This window comes from Duganella radicis (assembly GCF_009720825.1).
GTDB classification, from domain to species: Bacteria; Pseudomonadota; Gammaproteobacteria; order Burkholderiales; family Burkholderiaceae_D; genus Rugamonas; species Rugamonas radicis.
This window is the reverse complement of record NZ_WNKY01000044.1, coordinates 1-15,377: the sequence shown is the minus strand read 5'-3', so window position 1 is coordinate 15,377 and position 15,377 is coordinate 1. Positions and strand designations below refer to the sequence as shown.

Genomic DNA, 15,377 nt, shown 5'->3' with positions numbered 1-15,377 from the left:
CATGAGGTATGATGCGTCCATGCTGACTATAACCATCAAACAGGGCAAGGAAAAACGCCTGCTGGCGGGCGATATCCTGATTTACGCCACCGCCATCGAGCGCGTCGACGGCCGCCCGCAAGAAAAGAACAAGCCCGGCGCCACCGCCATTGTGCAAACCTCCGCGCGCCAGTTCCTGGCGCGGGCGGCCTGGAACCCGCATTCCGAGGTGCGCGCCCGCGTCTGGAGCTACAAGGAAAACGAGCCGGTCGACCACGCCATGATAAAGCGGCGCGTGCGCGAGGCCATCGCCAGGCGCGCCGCCGCCGTGCGCGCCGCCGCGCCGACCGATCTGGTGCCGGTGATCCGCGGCGATGCCGACGGCTTGCCCGGCCTGCTGGTCGACAGCTATGGCGGCACCGCCGGCTACCTGATCTGCCAGTTCCAGTCGGCCGGCGTCGATGCCTGGAAAGTGCCGATTGTGCAAGCGCTGCTGGCCGATACCGGTTGCCCGAATGTGTATGAGCGCTGCGACGAATTGGTGCGCAAGTCCGAGGGCCTGCCGGTGTTTTATCGCGCGCTGGCCGGCGAGGAACCCCCGGAACATGTGCTGGTGACGGAAAACGGCACCCGCTACAGCATGGATTTGCGCACCGGCTTCAAATACCCCAAGCTGCGCAGCTAAAAAGTTTCGACTCTGCAAGTTTTTCTCTTATAATCGTTCGCGACCCACCGGAGACCTGAACAGAGATGGAACACTACCAGTCGTCGCAAATCCGCACCCTGAGCTACATCGAGAACGAAGACCATCCGGTCTTCGGCACCCTCGTCGAGCAGATCCTGCACCTGCTGAATTCCAGGCTGATTTTCAGCGATATCCTCATCCATCAAAACAGTCCCCTGATGCTGCGCCAGCCGAAAGGGCTGGTGGCGGTCACCGACTCGCCCATCACGCGCGAGGAATTGCAGGAGTTCTTCGAGGTGGTCGAGCCGAACTGGGCCGAGCGCATCCAGGACCGGGCGTTCGACCGCGCGGTCGATTTGCACACGGCGCGCATCCGCGCCAACTGCTTCAGTTTCCAAGGGCGCAAGCGCCTCGGTTGCGTGATCCGCCGCTTCCCGAAAGAGCCGATGCCGCTGGCGAACCTGGGCCTGGGCAAGCACGAACAAAACTTCGCCCGGCTGACCAGCGGGCTGGTGCTGATCATCGGCGACACGTGCCAGGGCAAGTCGACCACCATCGCCTCCATGCTGGACGAGATCAACAAGCACCGTTCCGGCCACATCATCACGATCGAAGACCCGGTGGAGACGCTGATTCCGCAGCGCCAGTGCGTCATCACGCAGCGCGAGGTGGGCTTCGACGGCGACGTCGAGAGTTTCTACCTTGGCGCGCTGGATGCGCTGCGCGAGCGCCCGGACGTGATCTGCATCGGCGAGATCCGCGATGCGCAAACCGCGCAGGAGGCGCTGGCGCTGTCCGAGGCCGGCCCGCTGGTGTTGGCCTCGCTGCACGCGCGCTCGACCGAGCTGGGCCTGCAAAAGATGCTGCGCCTGCTGGGCAATACCGAGCCGCAGGCGCAGGCCTTGGCGCACGCCTTGCGCGGCGTGCTGTGCCAGGCGCTGCTGCCGGCCGTGAAGGGCGAGCGCTACTACCTCGCCACCGAGTGCCTGACCAATAATCCGGAAGTCACCGAGATGATCGCGGACGGCCAGATTTCCAACCTGCGCATCTGGATGGAGGACAAGCCGGGCGAGGGCTGCCACACCATGAACAGCTCGCTGCGCGCGCTGCTGGCCGAGGGCAAGATCTCGGTGCAGGATGCGCGCAACGCCACCACCGACCGCATCGGCTTCGTCGAGCCCTGATCACTCCAGCGGAATGGCGCGGTAGCGATTGACGTCGGTGCCGTTGAGCGGCGGCGCGTTATTGCCCCAGGCGCTGCGCAGGTAGGACACCACCTGCGCCACTTCCGTATCGTTCAAGGCGTGGCCGAACGGCGGCATGCTGTACGGACGCGGATTGCCCGCCGTGCCCGGCGCGAAGCCGCCGTTCAGCACGATGCGGATCGGATTCACCGCACTTTCCATGGTCAGCGCACGGTTGCCCGCCAGCGGCGGGTAGGCTGGCGGCTGGCCCGCGCCATTGGCGCCGTGACAGTCCACACAATGCTTTTCGTATAGCTTGGCGCCGGCCGCGAGGAAGGCGCTGGCTTCCGCTCCCTGGTCGCGTTCGAAGGCGGGCGGCGCCGCATCGGCCGGCAGCGCTTTCAGGTAGACCGCGATGGCCTTGATGTCGCTGTCGTTCAGGTATTGCAGGCTTTCGCGGACCACTTCGGCCATCGGCCCGAATACGGTGGCGCGCGGCGATACGCCGGTTTTTAACAGCGCTTCGATGTGTTCCTGCCGCCAGTCGCCGCGCGCGTTCAGCGATGGCGCGTACCAGCCTTGGGCCGGGATCATGCCGCCGGACAGGCTTTCGCCTTCCTGCGCGCCCAGCGGATTGCGCGCGCTGTGGCAGGCGCTGCAATGGCCCAGGCCTTGCACCAGATAGGCGCCGCGATTCCATTCCACTGATTGTTTGATGTCCGGGGCGTAGGCCTCGGGTTTGAAGTACAGCGCGCGCCATGCGGCCAGGGCGATTTGCAGCTTGTAGGGGAAGCGCAGCTGATGCTGCTGGCTGGGCTGGTTCACGGCCGGCACGGTCTGGAAGTAGGCGTACAGGGCGTCGGCATCGTCGCGCGTGACGCGGGTGTAGTTGGTGTAGGGGAAGGCCGGGTAGAGCAGGCGGCCGTCGCGGGATTTGCCGTGGTGCAGGGCGCGCCAGAAATCCTCGGCGGTCCAGGCGCCGATGCCGGTGTTGCGGTCGGAGGTGATGTTGGGTGAGATCACGTTGCCGAACGGCGTTTGCAGGGCGCGCCCGCCGGCGTAGGGTTGTCCGCCGCGCGTGGTGTGGCAGGCCATGCAGTCGCCGGCCCTGGCCAGGTAGGCGCCACGGGCGATGCGCTCGGATGGCGCCAGCGCGGCGGCGAGGGCGCCTGGCGGGCCGGCGTCGCTGGCCAGGAATTGTTGCGCCAGCAGCGCGCCGGCGACCAGAACGGCGGCCAGCAGGAGGGCGATAACGGTATAAACGATTTTCCTCATTGCGCGCTCCCCGTTGTGCTGGACGGGACGCTGCCGCAGGCGAGCGGCAGGGGCGCGGGCAGGCTGGTGGCCGGGCGGGCGGCGGCGTCGGGGGCTTGCTTGCTCAGCCAGGCGGAGACGGCGGCGACGTCGGCTTCGCTCAGGCGGGCGGCGATGTCGGCCATGCAGTCGGGCGCGGCGGCCCGGCGCGTCTGGTTTTTCCAGTTGCCGAACTGGGCGTTGATGTAGTCGCTCGGCAGGCCGAGCAGCCCGGGCGTGGCCGGCTCCACGCCGGTCAGCGCAGCGCCATGACAGGCCACGCAGGCCGGGATCTGCTTGCCGGCGTCGCCTTGCCGCACCAGCGTCTCGCCGCGCGCCAGTTGGGCGGCGCTGGCGCTGCCGCCGCTGCCCGCCGCCGCCGCCGCGTAGGGCGGATGCCGGGCCGCGAAGTAATCGGCAATCTCGCGCAGATAGGCATCCGGCAGCTGCGTCACCATGTAAGTCATCATCGGATAATGGCGGCGGCCATCGCGGAAATTGCGCAGCTGGTTGTACAGGTAGCCGAACGGCTTGCCGGCGATGCGGGGGAAGTAAGCGTCGCCGCGCTCTTTCACGCTATGACAGGCGAGGCAGGCGGCAACACGCTGTTCCAGCGTATCCGGCGCGGTCGCGGCGGCTGGCGCTGCGCTCAACGCGGCGGCAAGACTGAATGCGGCAAAAATCGGCATACGACTCCTCGTTCAGGCGGCGCATGTCGGCCGCCTGACTAGGATAACCCGGTTTTCGCCGGTTTCGGCAGTTTGAACGGCTTGATCGGCGGCAGCTTGTTCCCCAGCCCGATCCAGTGGCGGTAGACGCGCAGCGCCACCTGGGCATCATCGGCCGCATACAGAATCTGCTTTTCGTTCAGACGCGGCAAGGCCCAGTTGGTGGTGGAAATCTTCTTGGACTTTTGCAGCTTGAGGCCGAAGAACTTGGCCACCGCCGTCCTGGCGCCGAGATCGTTGCGCTGGCCCGGCGTGCGCAGCACCACCGACATGTCGACCACGCCGGCGCAGCGGATATCCAGCTTGGCATGCATGCGCTTGACGTCGTCCGACAGCCCAAAGCCAATCTTGAGCGGCAGCGGCGACTCCAGGACGGCCAGCAGCATGGCGCGGAGATGCGGCTCGGTGCTGTCGCCGATCTGGAGCAGGTAAGCCTTGTTATCGGTGGAGAATTGAATCAGGTGCGGACCGGTCGAGGTCTCGCCCTTGGTGAAGGTGGGCTTGGATTCGGTATCGAAACCAATGGCGTCGCAGATCCGCAGCGCATCGCGCGCCGCCAGCGCCTGTTCCGGCGTGACCACCATCTGCACATCGGCCAGGCTGATGCCGATGTAGGGCGGCAGATCGTCCTCCGCCGCCACGCCGGCCACGACTGGGCGGTCCAACTCAGCCCTTTTTGGAGAACTTGGCGGCCAGCTGGTTCAGCTTGTCGGCGCGCACGCGCGCGGCTTCCTCGGCGGCCTTGGCTTCGCGCTCGGCCTTCTTGCGCTCGGCTTCCTTCTTGTAACGCTCTTGCAGCACCTGGGTGGCGTGGGCGCGGTGGGTGTCGGTCACTTCGGCGCCCGGCTTGCCGTCGAGGTCATGGCGCACCTTGGCTTTTTCCATGACTTTCAGATAACGCAGCGATCCGGTGTGGATGCCCAGCGCGGTACGCATGGTTTTGCGGTCCAGGTCCGGCATGACGGCCAGCAGCTGTTTGTCGATGCCGATCGACAGCGGCAGGAAATCACGGAAGGCCGGGAATTGGGTTTGCAATTGTTTCAGCAGGCTGCGCGGGGATTGGGCGGCAGCAGGCGCCGGGGTGGAGGCAGCGGTGTCTGGCTCGGTGACCGGTGGCTGTGGGGTAAGACTAGTGTTCATCGACTTCATAGGTTAAGCAACAGCCGTCAGCATATCATGCGGGCCAGCGGAATGCAGTGCCTTTTAGGCCATTGTGTTCAATTGATCATGCTTAGGAAGGACTTAGGAGCGCGCAAAGACGTGCGTTGGCGGCCCAAAACGTGTATAATGCTCGACGCACTAACGCAACACCGTGCGATCTTCCCTGAAAAGAGAAACAAGCCCGTGGCTGGAAGCGGGCTTTTTTTATTCCGCAGATAATCGTCAGCTAAATTACAACATTTCCACCCAGGCGCACCTCCATGGTCGGCGCGGGGCTAGCTTTTTTGCAATTTTTGGCGTGTACGCATTGAGAGATTTTTAATGACAAAACCGAAAACTTTAACGTTGTCCGTCAAGAAGCCTACCCGTGCCAGCGCCGCTCCGCTGGTGGTGCCGAAGACGACTCTATCTTATGTGATCGATAATGAAGAGGCAGCGAGCAAAGTGACGGTTGTCAAAAAGAAAACCCGTCTGAGCGCGGCTGTCGAGATGGAAGAGCCGGTGCTGGCCGAGGCCGACGAGCCGGTCAAGGCCGTCAAAGTGCCGCGCAAGAGCGCCGCCGCCGAAGGCGAGGCGCCGGCCGTGGTGGTCAAGGCCACGCCGAAGTCCAAGCTGGTCAAGGCCAAGGTGGAGGCGGCGCCGGTGGCCGGTTCCAACGCCGCCCCGGCCGTCAACCAGGTGACCGACGCCGCCACCCTGGCCTCGATCGACACCTCCGGCTACCAGTTGCCGGGCGTGAAAGTGCCGGGCCGGCGCGGCCGCAAGCCATCCGAATTCACCCCGGAAAACGACGAGATCGCCGCGCTGAACGCGGTGGAGCGCGCCGAACTGAAGGCCGTGTCCAAGGCCCGCGAACGCAAGGCCAAGGGCGGCGCCGACCTGCTGGGCCTGGACCCGAAAGCCTCGGCCGAGGAGCTGGAAAAACGCCGCACCCAGATCAAGAACCTGATCAACAAGGGCCGCGAGCGCGGCTTCCTGACCTACGCGGAAATCAACGACCAGCTGCCGGAAAACATCATCGATCCGGAAGCGATCGAAGGCATCATCGCCACCTTCAACGACATGGGCATCGCCATCTACGAGCGCGCCCCGGACGCGGAAGCGCTGCTGCTGAGCGATAACGTCGCCACCGTGACCTCGGACGACGAAGTGGAGGCCGCCGCTGCCACCGCGCTGTCGACCGTGGATTCCGACTTCGGCCGCACCACCGACCCGGTCCGCATGTACATGCGTGAAATGGGCGCCGTGGCGCTGCTGACGCGCGAAGGCGAGATCGAGATCGCCAAGCGCATCGAAGAAGGCCTGAAGGACATGATCCAGGCGATTTCCGCCTGCCCGACCACCATCGCCGAAATCATCGCGCTGGCCGGCAAGATCGAGTCCGATGAAATGAAGGTGGACGACGTGGTCGACGGCTTTGTCGATCCGAACGAAAGCGCGCCGGCGCCAGCCGTGGTCAGCGCCGCCTCGGACGACGAGGACGAGGACGAGGAAGAAGTCGAGGAAGAAGACGGCGACGTCGGCGGCGGCGCGGCCGGCTACTCGACCGAACAACTGGCGCAGCTGAAGACCGCCGCGCTGGAAAAATTCGCCTTCATCTCGGCCCAGTACGACAAAATGCGCAAGGCCAGCGGCGGCTACGGCTCCAAGGCCTACGTGACGGCACAGGAAGCCATTTCGGCCGAGCTGCTGGGCATCCGCTTCACCGCCAAAGTGGTCGAGAAGCTGTGCGACACCCTGCGCGGCCAGATGGAGGAAGTACGTTCGATCGAGCGCGCCGTGCTGGACCTGTGCGTGAACCGCTGCGGCATGCCGCGCGCCCACTTCATCAAGGTGTTCCCGGGCAACGAGACGGATCTGGACTGGGTGGATGGCGAAGTCGATGCCGGCTACCCGTACAGCACCGTGCTGGGGCGTAACGTGCCGGCCGTGAAAGAGCTGCAACGCAAGATGATCGACCTGCAAGCGCGCGTGGCGCTGCCGCTGGCCGACCTGCGCAAGATTAACAAGCAGATGGCGGCCGGTGAAAAACGTGCCCGCCAGGCCAAGCGCGAAATGACCGTGGCCAACTTGCGTCTGGTGATCTCGATCGCCAAGAAGTACATCAACCGCGGCCTGCAATTCCTGGATCTGATCCAGGAAGGCAATATCGGCCTGCTGAAGGCGGTGGACAAGTTCGAATACCGTCGCGGCTACAAGTTCTCGACCTATGCGACGTGGTGGATTCGTCAGGCCATCACCCGTTCGATCGCCGACATGGCCCGTACCATCCGCGTGCCGGTGCACATGATCGAGACCATCAACAAGATGAACCGCATCTCGCGCCAGATCATGCAGGAAACCGGCAGCGAGCCGGACCTGGCCACGCTGGCGGTGAAGATGGAAATGCCGGAGAACAAAGTCCGCGAAATCATGAAGATCGCCAAGGAGCCGATTTCCATGGAAACGCCGATGGGCGAGGATGGCGATTCGCAGCTGGGCGACTTCATCGAAGACAACACCACGCTGGCGCCGCTGGATGCCGCGCTGCACGCCTCGATGCGCAACGTCATCAAGGAAGTGCTGGATTCGCTGACCCCGCGCGAAGCCAAGGTGCTGCGCATGCGCTACGGCGTGGAAATGTCGAACGACCACACGCTGGAAGAGGTGGGCAAGCAGTTCGACGTGACCCGCGAGCGCATCCGCCAGATCGAGGCCAAGGCGATGAGCAAGCTGCGCCAGCCATCGCGTTCGGACAAGCTGAAAACTTTCCTGACCCAGAACTGATCCCGGGCGGGAACGAGGCAAGGGAGGCTGCGCGCCTCCCTTTTTTTGCACTAGAATATTAGTTCATTGGTTTAACTAATCGTGTGCGGGGCATGAAACGCTATCGGGACCGGTGGTTGGTGTGTTGGTTGGTGTGGTTGTTGGGCGTGGCCGGCGGGGCGCAGGCGGCGAGCGCCGTCACCGGGCAATACCGCAACGTGTTCCGGGAGTGGCGGCCGGCCCTGACCGAGAGAATGATCGACGCCAAGATCGACGGCTATTGGCGGTCGCTGTTCGAGGGCGACGCCGACAGCCGCATTTATTATCCCGCCGCGCCCACGGCCGACGGCCCGTCGGCCTACATCAAGGATATCGGCAACGACGACGTGCGCAGCGAGGGCATGTCCTATGGCTTGATGATCGCCGTGCAGATGAACCGCCAGCGCGAGTTCGATGCGTTGTGGAACTGGATGCGCACCCATATGCGCTACCAGGACGGGCCGCGCCGCGGCTACTTCCGCTGGCAATGCCGCCCGCCGGGATGCGCGGGCGACGCGGCGCCGGCTTCCGACGGCGAGGAATACACCGCCACCGCCTTGCTGATGGCCTCGGCCCGCTGGGGCGACGGCGAGGGGATTTACGACTACGGCCGCCAGGCCGACGAGCTGCTGGCCGCCATGCTGCACAAGGAAGCGATGAACGGCGGCGTGGTCGGCGAGGTGCGGTCGATCTTCCCGGTCGGCGCCGACCAGGTGGTGTTTGTGCCGATCGGCGGCGCGGCGGAATTTACCGATCCTTCCTACCATCTGCCGGCGTTCTACGAACTGTGGGCGCGGCGCGGCGGCGCGGCGGACCGCGCGCGATGGCGCAAGATCGCGGAAACCAGCCGCCATTACTTCCAGCTGGCGGCCCATCCGCAGACCGGTCTCACGCCGGAATACGCCGAGTTCGACGGTCGGCCGCGCCGCCAGGAAGGCCATGGCGATTTCCGTTTCGATGCCTTCCGCACGGCGGTGAACTGGTCGGTGGACCAGGCGTGGTGGGGCCGCAATCCGTGGGCGGCCGAACTGAGCGCCCGCCTGCTGGGCTTTTTCCAGCGGCAGGGCGACGGCCCGTATCCGGCCCAGTACGCCATCGACGGCACCGTGCTGGACCGTGCAAGCTCCAGCGGCCTGATCGCCTGCAACGCCGTCGCCACGCTGGCGCTGGACGGCCCGCCGCCGGCGCGCTTCGTCGCGGATCTGTGGAACCTGGCGCCGCCCAGGGGCAAGTGGCGCTACTACGACGGGCTGCTGCAGTTCATGGCCATGCTGCACCTGTCCGGCCGTTTTGTCGCCTATCAGTAAGACAGCTTGGGATACCAGTCCGTGCCGCGCCCGCCGGGCGTCAGGTCGAGGATATTCCACAGCGGCGTGGGGTCGGGCGCGCCGCGCGGGTCCTGTCCCGGATCTTGCGTGCCGCCCAGTTCGCTTGCCCAGAAGTGATGGACCTTGCCGTCCGGCTTGATCCACACATCGAGCGCCGGCCACTCGCTGCCGTCCGGCGCCAGGCCGCGATAGTCGTGCGGGAAGGCGTCACCGACGCATTGATAGAACGTGAGGTTGCGCCAGCCGCGCTCGCGTGCAAAGGCCAGCTGGCGCGACACCGGCGAACGGCCGATGACGGCAAACGCGATGCGCTGCGTCAGGTCGCGCGAGGGCGTGTCGAGCGCGCCGAGAAAGGCCGTGCACATCGGGCAGGGCCGTTCGCGCTGCGGGCCGTACATCCAGAAATACGTGACCAGCGTGTCGTGCCGGCCGAACATATCGGCCAGCTTGACGGTCTTGCCGTTGGCGTCGACGAAATCGTAGTCTGGCGCCGCGCCGCCCGGCGGCAGCTTGCGGCGCTGCTCGGCCACGCGTTCAATATGGCGGCGCAGTTCGATTTCTTCGGTCAGCAAGGCGACGCGGGCCGCGCGGTATTCCGCGCTATCATTGGGATAAGGATGGCTGTTGCTTGCGGCCAGTTCGGCCGCCGGGATCAGCGTGCTCATGATGTCCTCGCACAGAAGTGAGTCTGCGATTAGAGTCTTGCCGTGCCAGCCCGTCTATGCGCTGGCGCACATAAAGGAGAACGAGATGGACTATCTGCACGGCGGTTGCCTGTGCGGCGGCGTGCGCTATCGCGCGGCGCTGCCGGTGTCGCACGCCAGCCATTGCTACTGCACCATGTGCCAGAAGCAGCACGGCGCGGCGGCAGGGACTTACGCCAACGTCGCCAGCGCCGGCCTCACGGTTGAGCAGGGCGGGGATCTGATTACCGAATACGCCTCGTCCGATCACGGCCGCCGCGGCTTCTGCCGCGTGTGCGGCTCGACGCTGTTCTGGCGCAGCACTGAAACGCCGGACCGGATCGCCATCACCCTCGGCACCATGGAGCCGGAATACGCCGGTGCAGTGGCGCGTGAACTGTTTGTTGAAAACAAGCCGGCCTGGCTGCCGGTCAGGTCGCCACGCTGATGTGCAGGCTGCGCGGCGTGATGTGCAGCACGCCGCCAAGGGCACCCAGGCGCTCCTGCATGGCTTGCAGCGTCAAGGCTTCTTCAGCGCTGGGCGTGCGCGGCGGACGGTCGCTCTGCACGACGATGGCCAGATGTTCGCTTTGCAAATTGAGTTCAACCTGCACGCAACTGGCGGCGGCGCAGACATAATTCAGGCCCGTGCGCACCACATGGAACAGCGCCGAGGCATATTCCGTGCTGAGCACCGCGCCGTCGCGCCGTACCAGCAGGCGGCAGTCCAGCCCGTGGCGTTTTTCCAACTGCTGCAACTGCCACTCGATCGCGGCCGACAAGCCCAGCTCCAGCGTGGCCGGATGCAGTTGGTTGATGATCTCGCGCACCGCGTCGATGCTGTCGTCGAGCGTGGCCAAGGCCTGTGCCGCCCGCTCGTGCAGCAGCGGCTGCCGGCTGGCGGTGCGCGCATGCAGCATGGTGATGTCCAGCTTGAGCGCGGCCAGGTTTTGCGCCAGATGGTCCTGTGCCTCCAGTGCCAGCCGGCGGCGATGGCCTTCCATGGCGCTGAGCTGGTGTCCGGCAATCTCGCGCGTCTGCCGCAAGGTGGTCTCCAGCGCCGCTTCCTTGCGCTTGCGTTCGGTGATGTCGATGCAGCTGCCGATCAGCAGATAGGGTTTGCCCTCGGCGTCGTAGAGTGCCCGCTTGTGAGTCAGCAGCCAGCGCGTCTCGTTCAGCCCGGTGGGCGACAAGGGTTCTTCCACCACCACCACTTCGCCGGTATCGAAGGCGCGGCGGTCGCGCGCCTGATAGGCGCTCAGTTCTTCGGGCCGTACCTGGCCGCCGCCGTCGGTGCCGGCCACGTCTTCAAAGCGCACCCCCCACAGCGCCTCGCAGGCCGCGTTCATCATGACGATGCGGGAATGCGCATCCTTGACGAACACCGCCTGCGGCATCGACGGCAGTATGCTGCTGAGATGGGCATAGGCATGGGTCATGGCCCATTTTAATACCAATCTTGATTGTTTTGCCATAAAAATAACAACGCCCCGGCGAGCGGGGCGTTGCGGGGCTGAGCGGAGGGGCGCTTAGCCGGTGTTGCGCAGGCCGGCCGCGACACCGTTGATCGACAGGTGGATGCCGCGGTGGACGCGCTCGTCCGCCTTGCTTTCGCTCGACAGCGCGCGGTGGCGCTTGATCAGCTCAACCTGCAAGTGGTTGAGCGGGTCGAGGTAGGCGAAGCGGTTCTGGATCGAACGCGCCAGCAGCGGGTTGCCAGCCAGGCGCTCGGTGGCGCCGGTGATGCTTTGCAGGATCGCCAGCGTGTTCGCGTGCTCTTCGGTGATGCGCTTGAAGATGCGCTCGCGCAGCTCCTTGTCCTGCACCAGCTCGGCGTAGCGCGAGGCGATCGCCAGGTCGGTCTTGGCCAGCACCATGTCCATGTTGGACAGCAGGGTGGCGAACAGCGGCCAGTGCTGGAACATGGCTTGCAGCTGCGCCAGGCGCTCGGCCTTGTCGCCGTCGGCGATCCAGCCGCCGATGGCGCTGGCGAAACCGTACCAGCCCGGCAGCAGCAGGCGGCACTGGCCCCACGAGAAGCCCCATGGAATCGCGCGCAAGTCCTCGATGCGCTTGGTCGACTTGCGCGAGGCCGGGCGCGAACCGAGGTTCAGCTCGGCGATCTCGGCGATCGGCGTGGCGGCAAAGAAGTAGTCGGTGAAGCCCGGGGTTTCATAGACCAGGTTGCGGTAGGCCTTGTAGGCGCGGTCGGAAATCTCGGCCATCACAGCCTCGAAGCCGCGCAGCTGCTTCTGGTGCGCCTGGTCTTCCGACTGCGGCATCAGGCTGGCTTCCAGCGTGGCGGCCACCAGCAGTTCCAGGTTGCGGCGGCCGATGTCCTTGTTGGAGAACTTCGACGCGATGATCTCGCCCTGCTCGGTCAGGCGGATCTGGCCGTTCACGGTGCCGTGCGGTTGCGCCAGAATCGCTTCGTACGACGGGCCGCCGCCGCGGCCGACCGTGCCGCCGCGGCCGTGGAACAGGCGCAGCTTGACGCCGGCTTTCTCGAACACTTTGACCAGATGGGTCTCGGCCTTGTACAGCTCCCAGTTGGAGGTCAGGAAGCCGCCGTCCTTGTTGGAGTCCGAGTAGCCCAGCATGACTTCCTGGATCTGGCCCTGCTTGGCGATCAGTTCCTTCACCAGCGGGATCGCCATCACGGCTTCCATGATGCCGGCCGCGCGTTGCAGGTCGGGGATGGTCTCGAACAGCGGGATCACCATCAGGTCCAGCTCTTTTTCAGCGATGCGCAGCAGGCCCAGCTCTTTTTGCAGCAGCAGCACCTCCAGCAGGTCGGACACGGTCTCGGTGTGCGAAATGATGTAGTTGCGGATGGCGCGGGCGCCGTAGCGGGCGCGGATCTCGCGCGCCGCGCGCAGCACGCCCAGTTCCGACACGGTCTCGGCCGAGTACTGGATGTACGGCGAATTCAGCAGGCGTGGCTGGGCCAGTTCGTTCAGCAGCAGCTTGACCTTGGCGTCCTCGTCCAGCGCGGCGTAATCGGCCAGCACGCCGGACTTGGCGAACAGTTCGGCCAGCACGCGCTCGTGGATGTCGGACGACTGGCGCATGTCCAGCGAGGCCAGGTGGAAGCCGAAGATGTCGGCCGCGCGTTTCAGCGTGGCCAGGCGCGGCTGCACCAGCACGCCGCCGTGGTGGGCGTTGAGCGAGTCGATCAGCACTTGCAGGTCGGCCGAGAAGGCGGCCGCGTCGGCGTACGGCTCGGCGTGGCCGACTTCCTTGCGCAGGATGTTGGTGGCGCCCAGGGCGCGCGCGGTCGAGGCCAGGCGGGCGTAGATGCCGATCAGGGCGCGGCGGTACGGCTCGTCGGCGCGGTGGTCGGAGGTGTCCGGCGACTGGTCGGCCAGCGCTTGCAGCGCGGGCGAGCAGGCGATCATCAGGGTCGAGATCGACAGTTCGGCGCCCAGCGTGTGCGCTTCCTCCAGGTAAAAGTCGAGGATGGTGGTGGCCTGGCGGGTCAGCGCGTGCGACATGGTGTTGCCGTTCACGTTCGGATTGCCGTCGCGGTCGCCGCCGATCCAGCTGCCCATCTGCACGTAGGGCGCATTGATCTGGGTGCTTTCGCCGTAGTGGTGGGCGATGTCCTGTTCGATGTCATCGTACAACCCCGGCAGTTCGCGCAGGAAGGTGATGCGGTAGTAGGACAGGGCGTTCTCGATCTCGTCGGCCACGGTCAGCTTGGAGTAGCGCAGCATGCGGGTCTGCCACAGGGTGGCGATGCGCGCGCGCAACAGGTGCAGGTTGGCGGCGCGTTCCTTCGGCGTCAGCGGCAGGTCGCGCTCGGCCAGCAGGCGCGCGATATCGTGCTCGGCATCGAGGATGGATTTGCGCTGCACCTCGGTCGGGTGGGCGGTCAGCACCGGCGAAATCAGGGCTTCCTGGAAGAAGGTCGAGACCGTGTCTTGCTTGACGCCGGCTTCCTTGAGCTTGCACAGCGCGAAGTTGACGCTGCCTTGCTGCGGATTCGAGCCGGCCAGCAGGTGGGCGCGGCGGCGGCGAATGTGGTGCTGGTCCTCGGCGATATTGGCCAGGTGCGAGAAGTAGGAAAATGCGCGCACCACGGAAATGGTCTGTTCCTTGGTGAGGATTTTCAGCATGCCGTCCAATTCCTTGGCGGCGCCGGCGTCGGCTTCGCGGCGGAAGCGCACGGCGGTTTGCCGGATGGTCTCGACCACGGCGTACACTTCCTCGCCTTCCTGGTCGCGCAGTACGTCGCCCAGCAGGCGACCTAATAAGCGAATGTCTTCTTTGAGTGGTGCGTCCTTGTCTACGCCCGGTTGTTCAGCAGTGAGATGCGTTGCACTAGATTGGTTTGCCATGTGTTAAGCCACAAAGAGATAAATGTCGGTGCATGGGCTTGTGACCCGGTTCTGCGAGAAGGTGAGCGTGCTAAAATTTGTGATCTTAAACACGCGCGTGGTACTGGCTTGCGCCGGTTAGCGTCAGCTACAGCGAAAGAACTGGTTTTGAAAACATCCGAAGTGGTACAGAATCCCCCGTCCAGATTGGTCATCGCCTCGCGCGAGTCGCGGCTGGCCATGTGGCAAGCCGAGCACGTGCGCGATCGCTTGGCAATATTATATCCTCAGTGCGATGTCAAAATTGTCGGAATGACGACCCGAGGCGATCAAATTCTGGATCGCACACTGTCCAAGGTGGGTGGAAAAGGCCTGTTTGTTAAAGAACTTGAAGTGGCCATGGCCGAGGGCCGCGCCGATCTGGCGGTGCATTCGCTCAAGGATGTGCCGATGGAATTGCCCGAGGGGTTTGCCCTGGCGGCTGTACTGGAGCGGGAAGATCCGCGCGACGCCTTTGTGTCCAATGATTATGCTTCGCTGGCCGAGTTGCCGGCGGGGGCGGTGGTGGGGACCAGCAGCCTGCGCCGTCAGGCCCTGATCGCGGCGCGCTACCCGCATCTGATTATCAAGCCGCTGCGTGGTAATCTGGATACACGTTTGGGCAAACTGGACCGTGGCGATTATGCCGCCATCATCCTGGCGGCCGCCGGCCTGAAACGATTGGGCCTGCCGCAGCGCATTCGCGCCTTGCTGGACCCGGCCGACAGCCTGCCGGCCGCGGGGCAGGGCGCGATGGCGATCGAGATCGCCGAGCGCAATGACGGCATCGACCTGATGGCCATCCTGGCGCCGCTGAACGACCTGCCGACCGCGCAGGCGGTGACGGCGGAGCGCAAAGTCTCCAAGGTGTTTGGCGGCAGCTGCCAGGTGCCGCTGGCGGCGTTTGCCACCGTGGACGGCGCCGACATGCACCTGCGCGCCATGGTCGCCACGCCGGACGGCCAGCGCATTGCCAGCGCCGAAGTACGCGGCGCGGCCGCCGACGCCGAAGCGCTGGGCGCGCAAGTGGCCGAACTGCTGCGCGCGCAGGACGCGGAAGACATCCTGTCCTCCTGCCTGAGCGAAGCCGCCCAGGCCGAAGCCGACGCCCGCTCCGCCACGCTGGCCGCCGACGCCAACGCCGCCGCCACCGCTGGCGCCGCCGCCGCCGCTTCGCCTGCCGCTGGCGTCGCC

General features: G+C 65.3%; 13 protein-coding genes. 6 read left to right on the top strand and 7 right to left on the bottom strand.

Going from position 1 to position 15,377, the window contains the following annotated elements; translation table 11 throughout:
• Positions 1 to 19 precede the first annotated feature (19 nt).
• Both GM676_RS25645 and GM676_RS25640 read left to right on the top strand, forming a co-directional pair.
• Complete coding sequence (locus GM676_RS25645; RefSeq protein ID WP_155467044.1) at positions 20 to 664, top strand: class I SAM-dependent rRNA methyltransferase; 645 nt, start codon at positions 20 to 22, stop codon at positions 662 to 664.
• 65 nt (positions 665 to 729) lie between these two features.
• Positions 730 to 1,848, top strand: a complete 1,119-nt coding sequence (locus GM676_RS25640; protein WP_155467043.1) for a type IV pilus twitching motility protein PilT — start codon at positions 730 to 732, stop codon at positions 1,846 to 1,848.
• Here the strand turns inward: GM676_RS25640 and GM676_RS25635 are convergent, their stop codons facing one another.
• From GM676_RS25635 to GM676_RS25620, 4 genes are all read right to left on the bottom strand, one after another.
• Complete coding sequence (locus GM676_RS25635) at positions 1,849 to 3,123, bottom strand: cytochrome c (protein ID WP_155467042.1); 1,275 nt, start codon at positions 3,121 to 3,123, stop codon at positions 1,849 to 1,851.
• A complete protein-coding gene (locus tag GM676_RS25630; RefSeq protein ID WP_155467041.1) occupies positions 3,120 to 3,830 on the bottom strand; it encodes a c-type cytochrome in 711 nt (236 codons plus the stop codon). Before GM676_RS25630 ends, GM676_RS25635 begins: the two co-directional genes overlap by 4 nt.
• 38 nt (positions 3,831 to 3,868) lie before the next feature.
• Positions 3,869 to 4,453 (bottom strand): 3'-5' exonuclease, encoded by a 585-nt coding sequence (locus GM676_RS25625; RefSeq protein ID WP_155467070.1) that lies wholly within the window; start codon positions 4,451 to 4,453, stop codon positions 3,869 to 3,871.
• An 82-nt stretch (positions 4,454 to 4,535) separates the two neighbouring features.
• The gene (locus tag GM676_RS25620) at positions 4,536 to 5,018 is read right to left on the bottom strand and encodes a ProQ/FINO family protein (RefSeq protein ID WP_155467040.1); all 483 of its coding nucleotides are present in this window, start codon (positions 5,016 to 5,018) and stop codon (positions 4,536 to 4,538) included.
• Between the two features lie 333 nt (positions 5,019 to 5,351).
• On the opposite strand from GM676_RS25620, the gene rpoD reads away from it, so the two are divergent.
• Both rpoD and GM676_RS25610 read left to right on the top strand, forming a co-directional pair.
• Positions 5,352 to 7,796 (top strand): RNA polymerase sigma factor RpoD, encoded by a 2,445-nt coding sequence (rpoD, locus tag GM676_RS25615; RefSeq protein WP_155467039.1) that lies wholly within the window; start codon positions 5,352 to 5,354, stop codon positions 7,794 to 7,796.
• Positions 7,797 to 7,927: 131 nt separating this feature from the next.
• Complete coding sequence (locus GM676_RS25610; RefSeq protein WP_371866377.1) at positions 7,928 to 9,121, top strand: family 8 glycosyl hydrolase; 1,194 nt, start codon at positions 7,928 to 7,930, stop codon at positions 9,119 to 9,121.
• Here the strand turns inward: GM676_RS25610 and GM676_RS25605 are convergent.
• Positions 9,115 to 9,807, bottom strand: a complete 693-nt coding sequence (locus GM676_RS25605) for a DUF899 family protein (RefSeq protein ID WP_155467037.1) — start codon at positions 9,805 to 9,807, stop codon at positions 9,115 to 9,117. The genes GM676_RS25610 and GM676_RS25605 overlap by 7 nt on opposite strands.
• Positions 9,808 to 9,892: 85 nt before the next feature.
• On the opposite strand from GM676_RS25605, the gene GM676_RS25600 reads away from it, so the two are divergent.
• Entirely contained in the window at positions 9,893 to 10,273 is a 381-nt protein-coding gene (locus GM676_RS25600; RefSeq protein WP_170304359.1) for a GFA family protein, read from the top strand.
• On the opposite strand, the gene GM676_RS25595 is transcribed toward GM676_RS25600, so the two are convergent.
• A complete protein-coding gene (locus tag GM676_RS25595; protein ID WP_170304358.1) occupies positions 10,257 to 11,264 on the bottom strand; it encodes a PAS domain-containing sensor histidine kinase in 1,008 nt (335 codons plus the stop codon). The two genes, GM676_RS25600 and GM676_RS25595, sit on opposite strands and share 17 nt — an antisense overlap.
• A gap of 90 nt (positions 11,265 to 11,354) precedes the next feature.
• Entirely contained in the window at positions 11,355 to 14,165 is a 2,811-nt protein-coding gene (gene ppc, locus GM676_RS25590) for a phosphoenolpyruvate carboxylase (RefSeq protein WP_155467034.1), read from the bottom strand.
• A 162-nt stretch (positions 14,166 to 14,327) separates the two neighbouring features.
• Between ppc and hemC the strand changes: the two genes are divergently transcribed.
• Positions 14,328 to 15,377: hydroxymethylbilane synthase (hemC, locus tag GM676_RS25585; RefSeq protein ID WP_371866376.1), on the top strand; the 1,050-nt coding region annotated here is incomplete at its 3' end.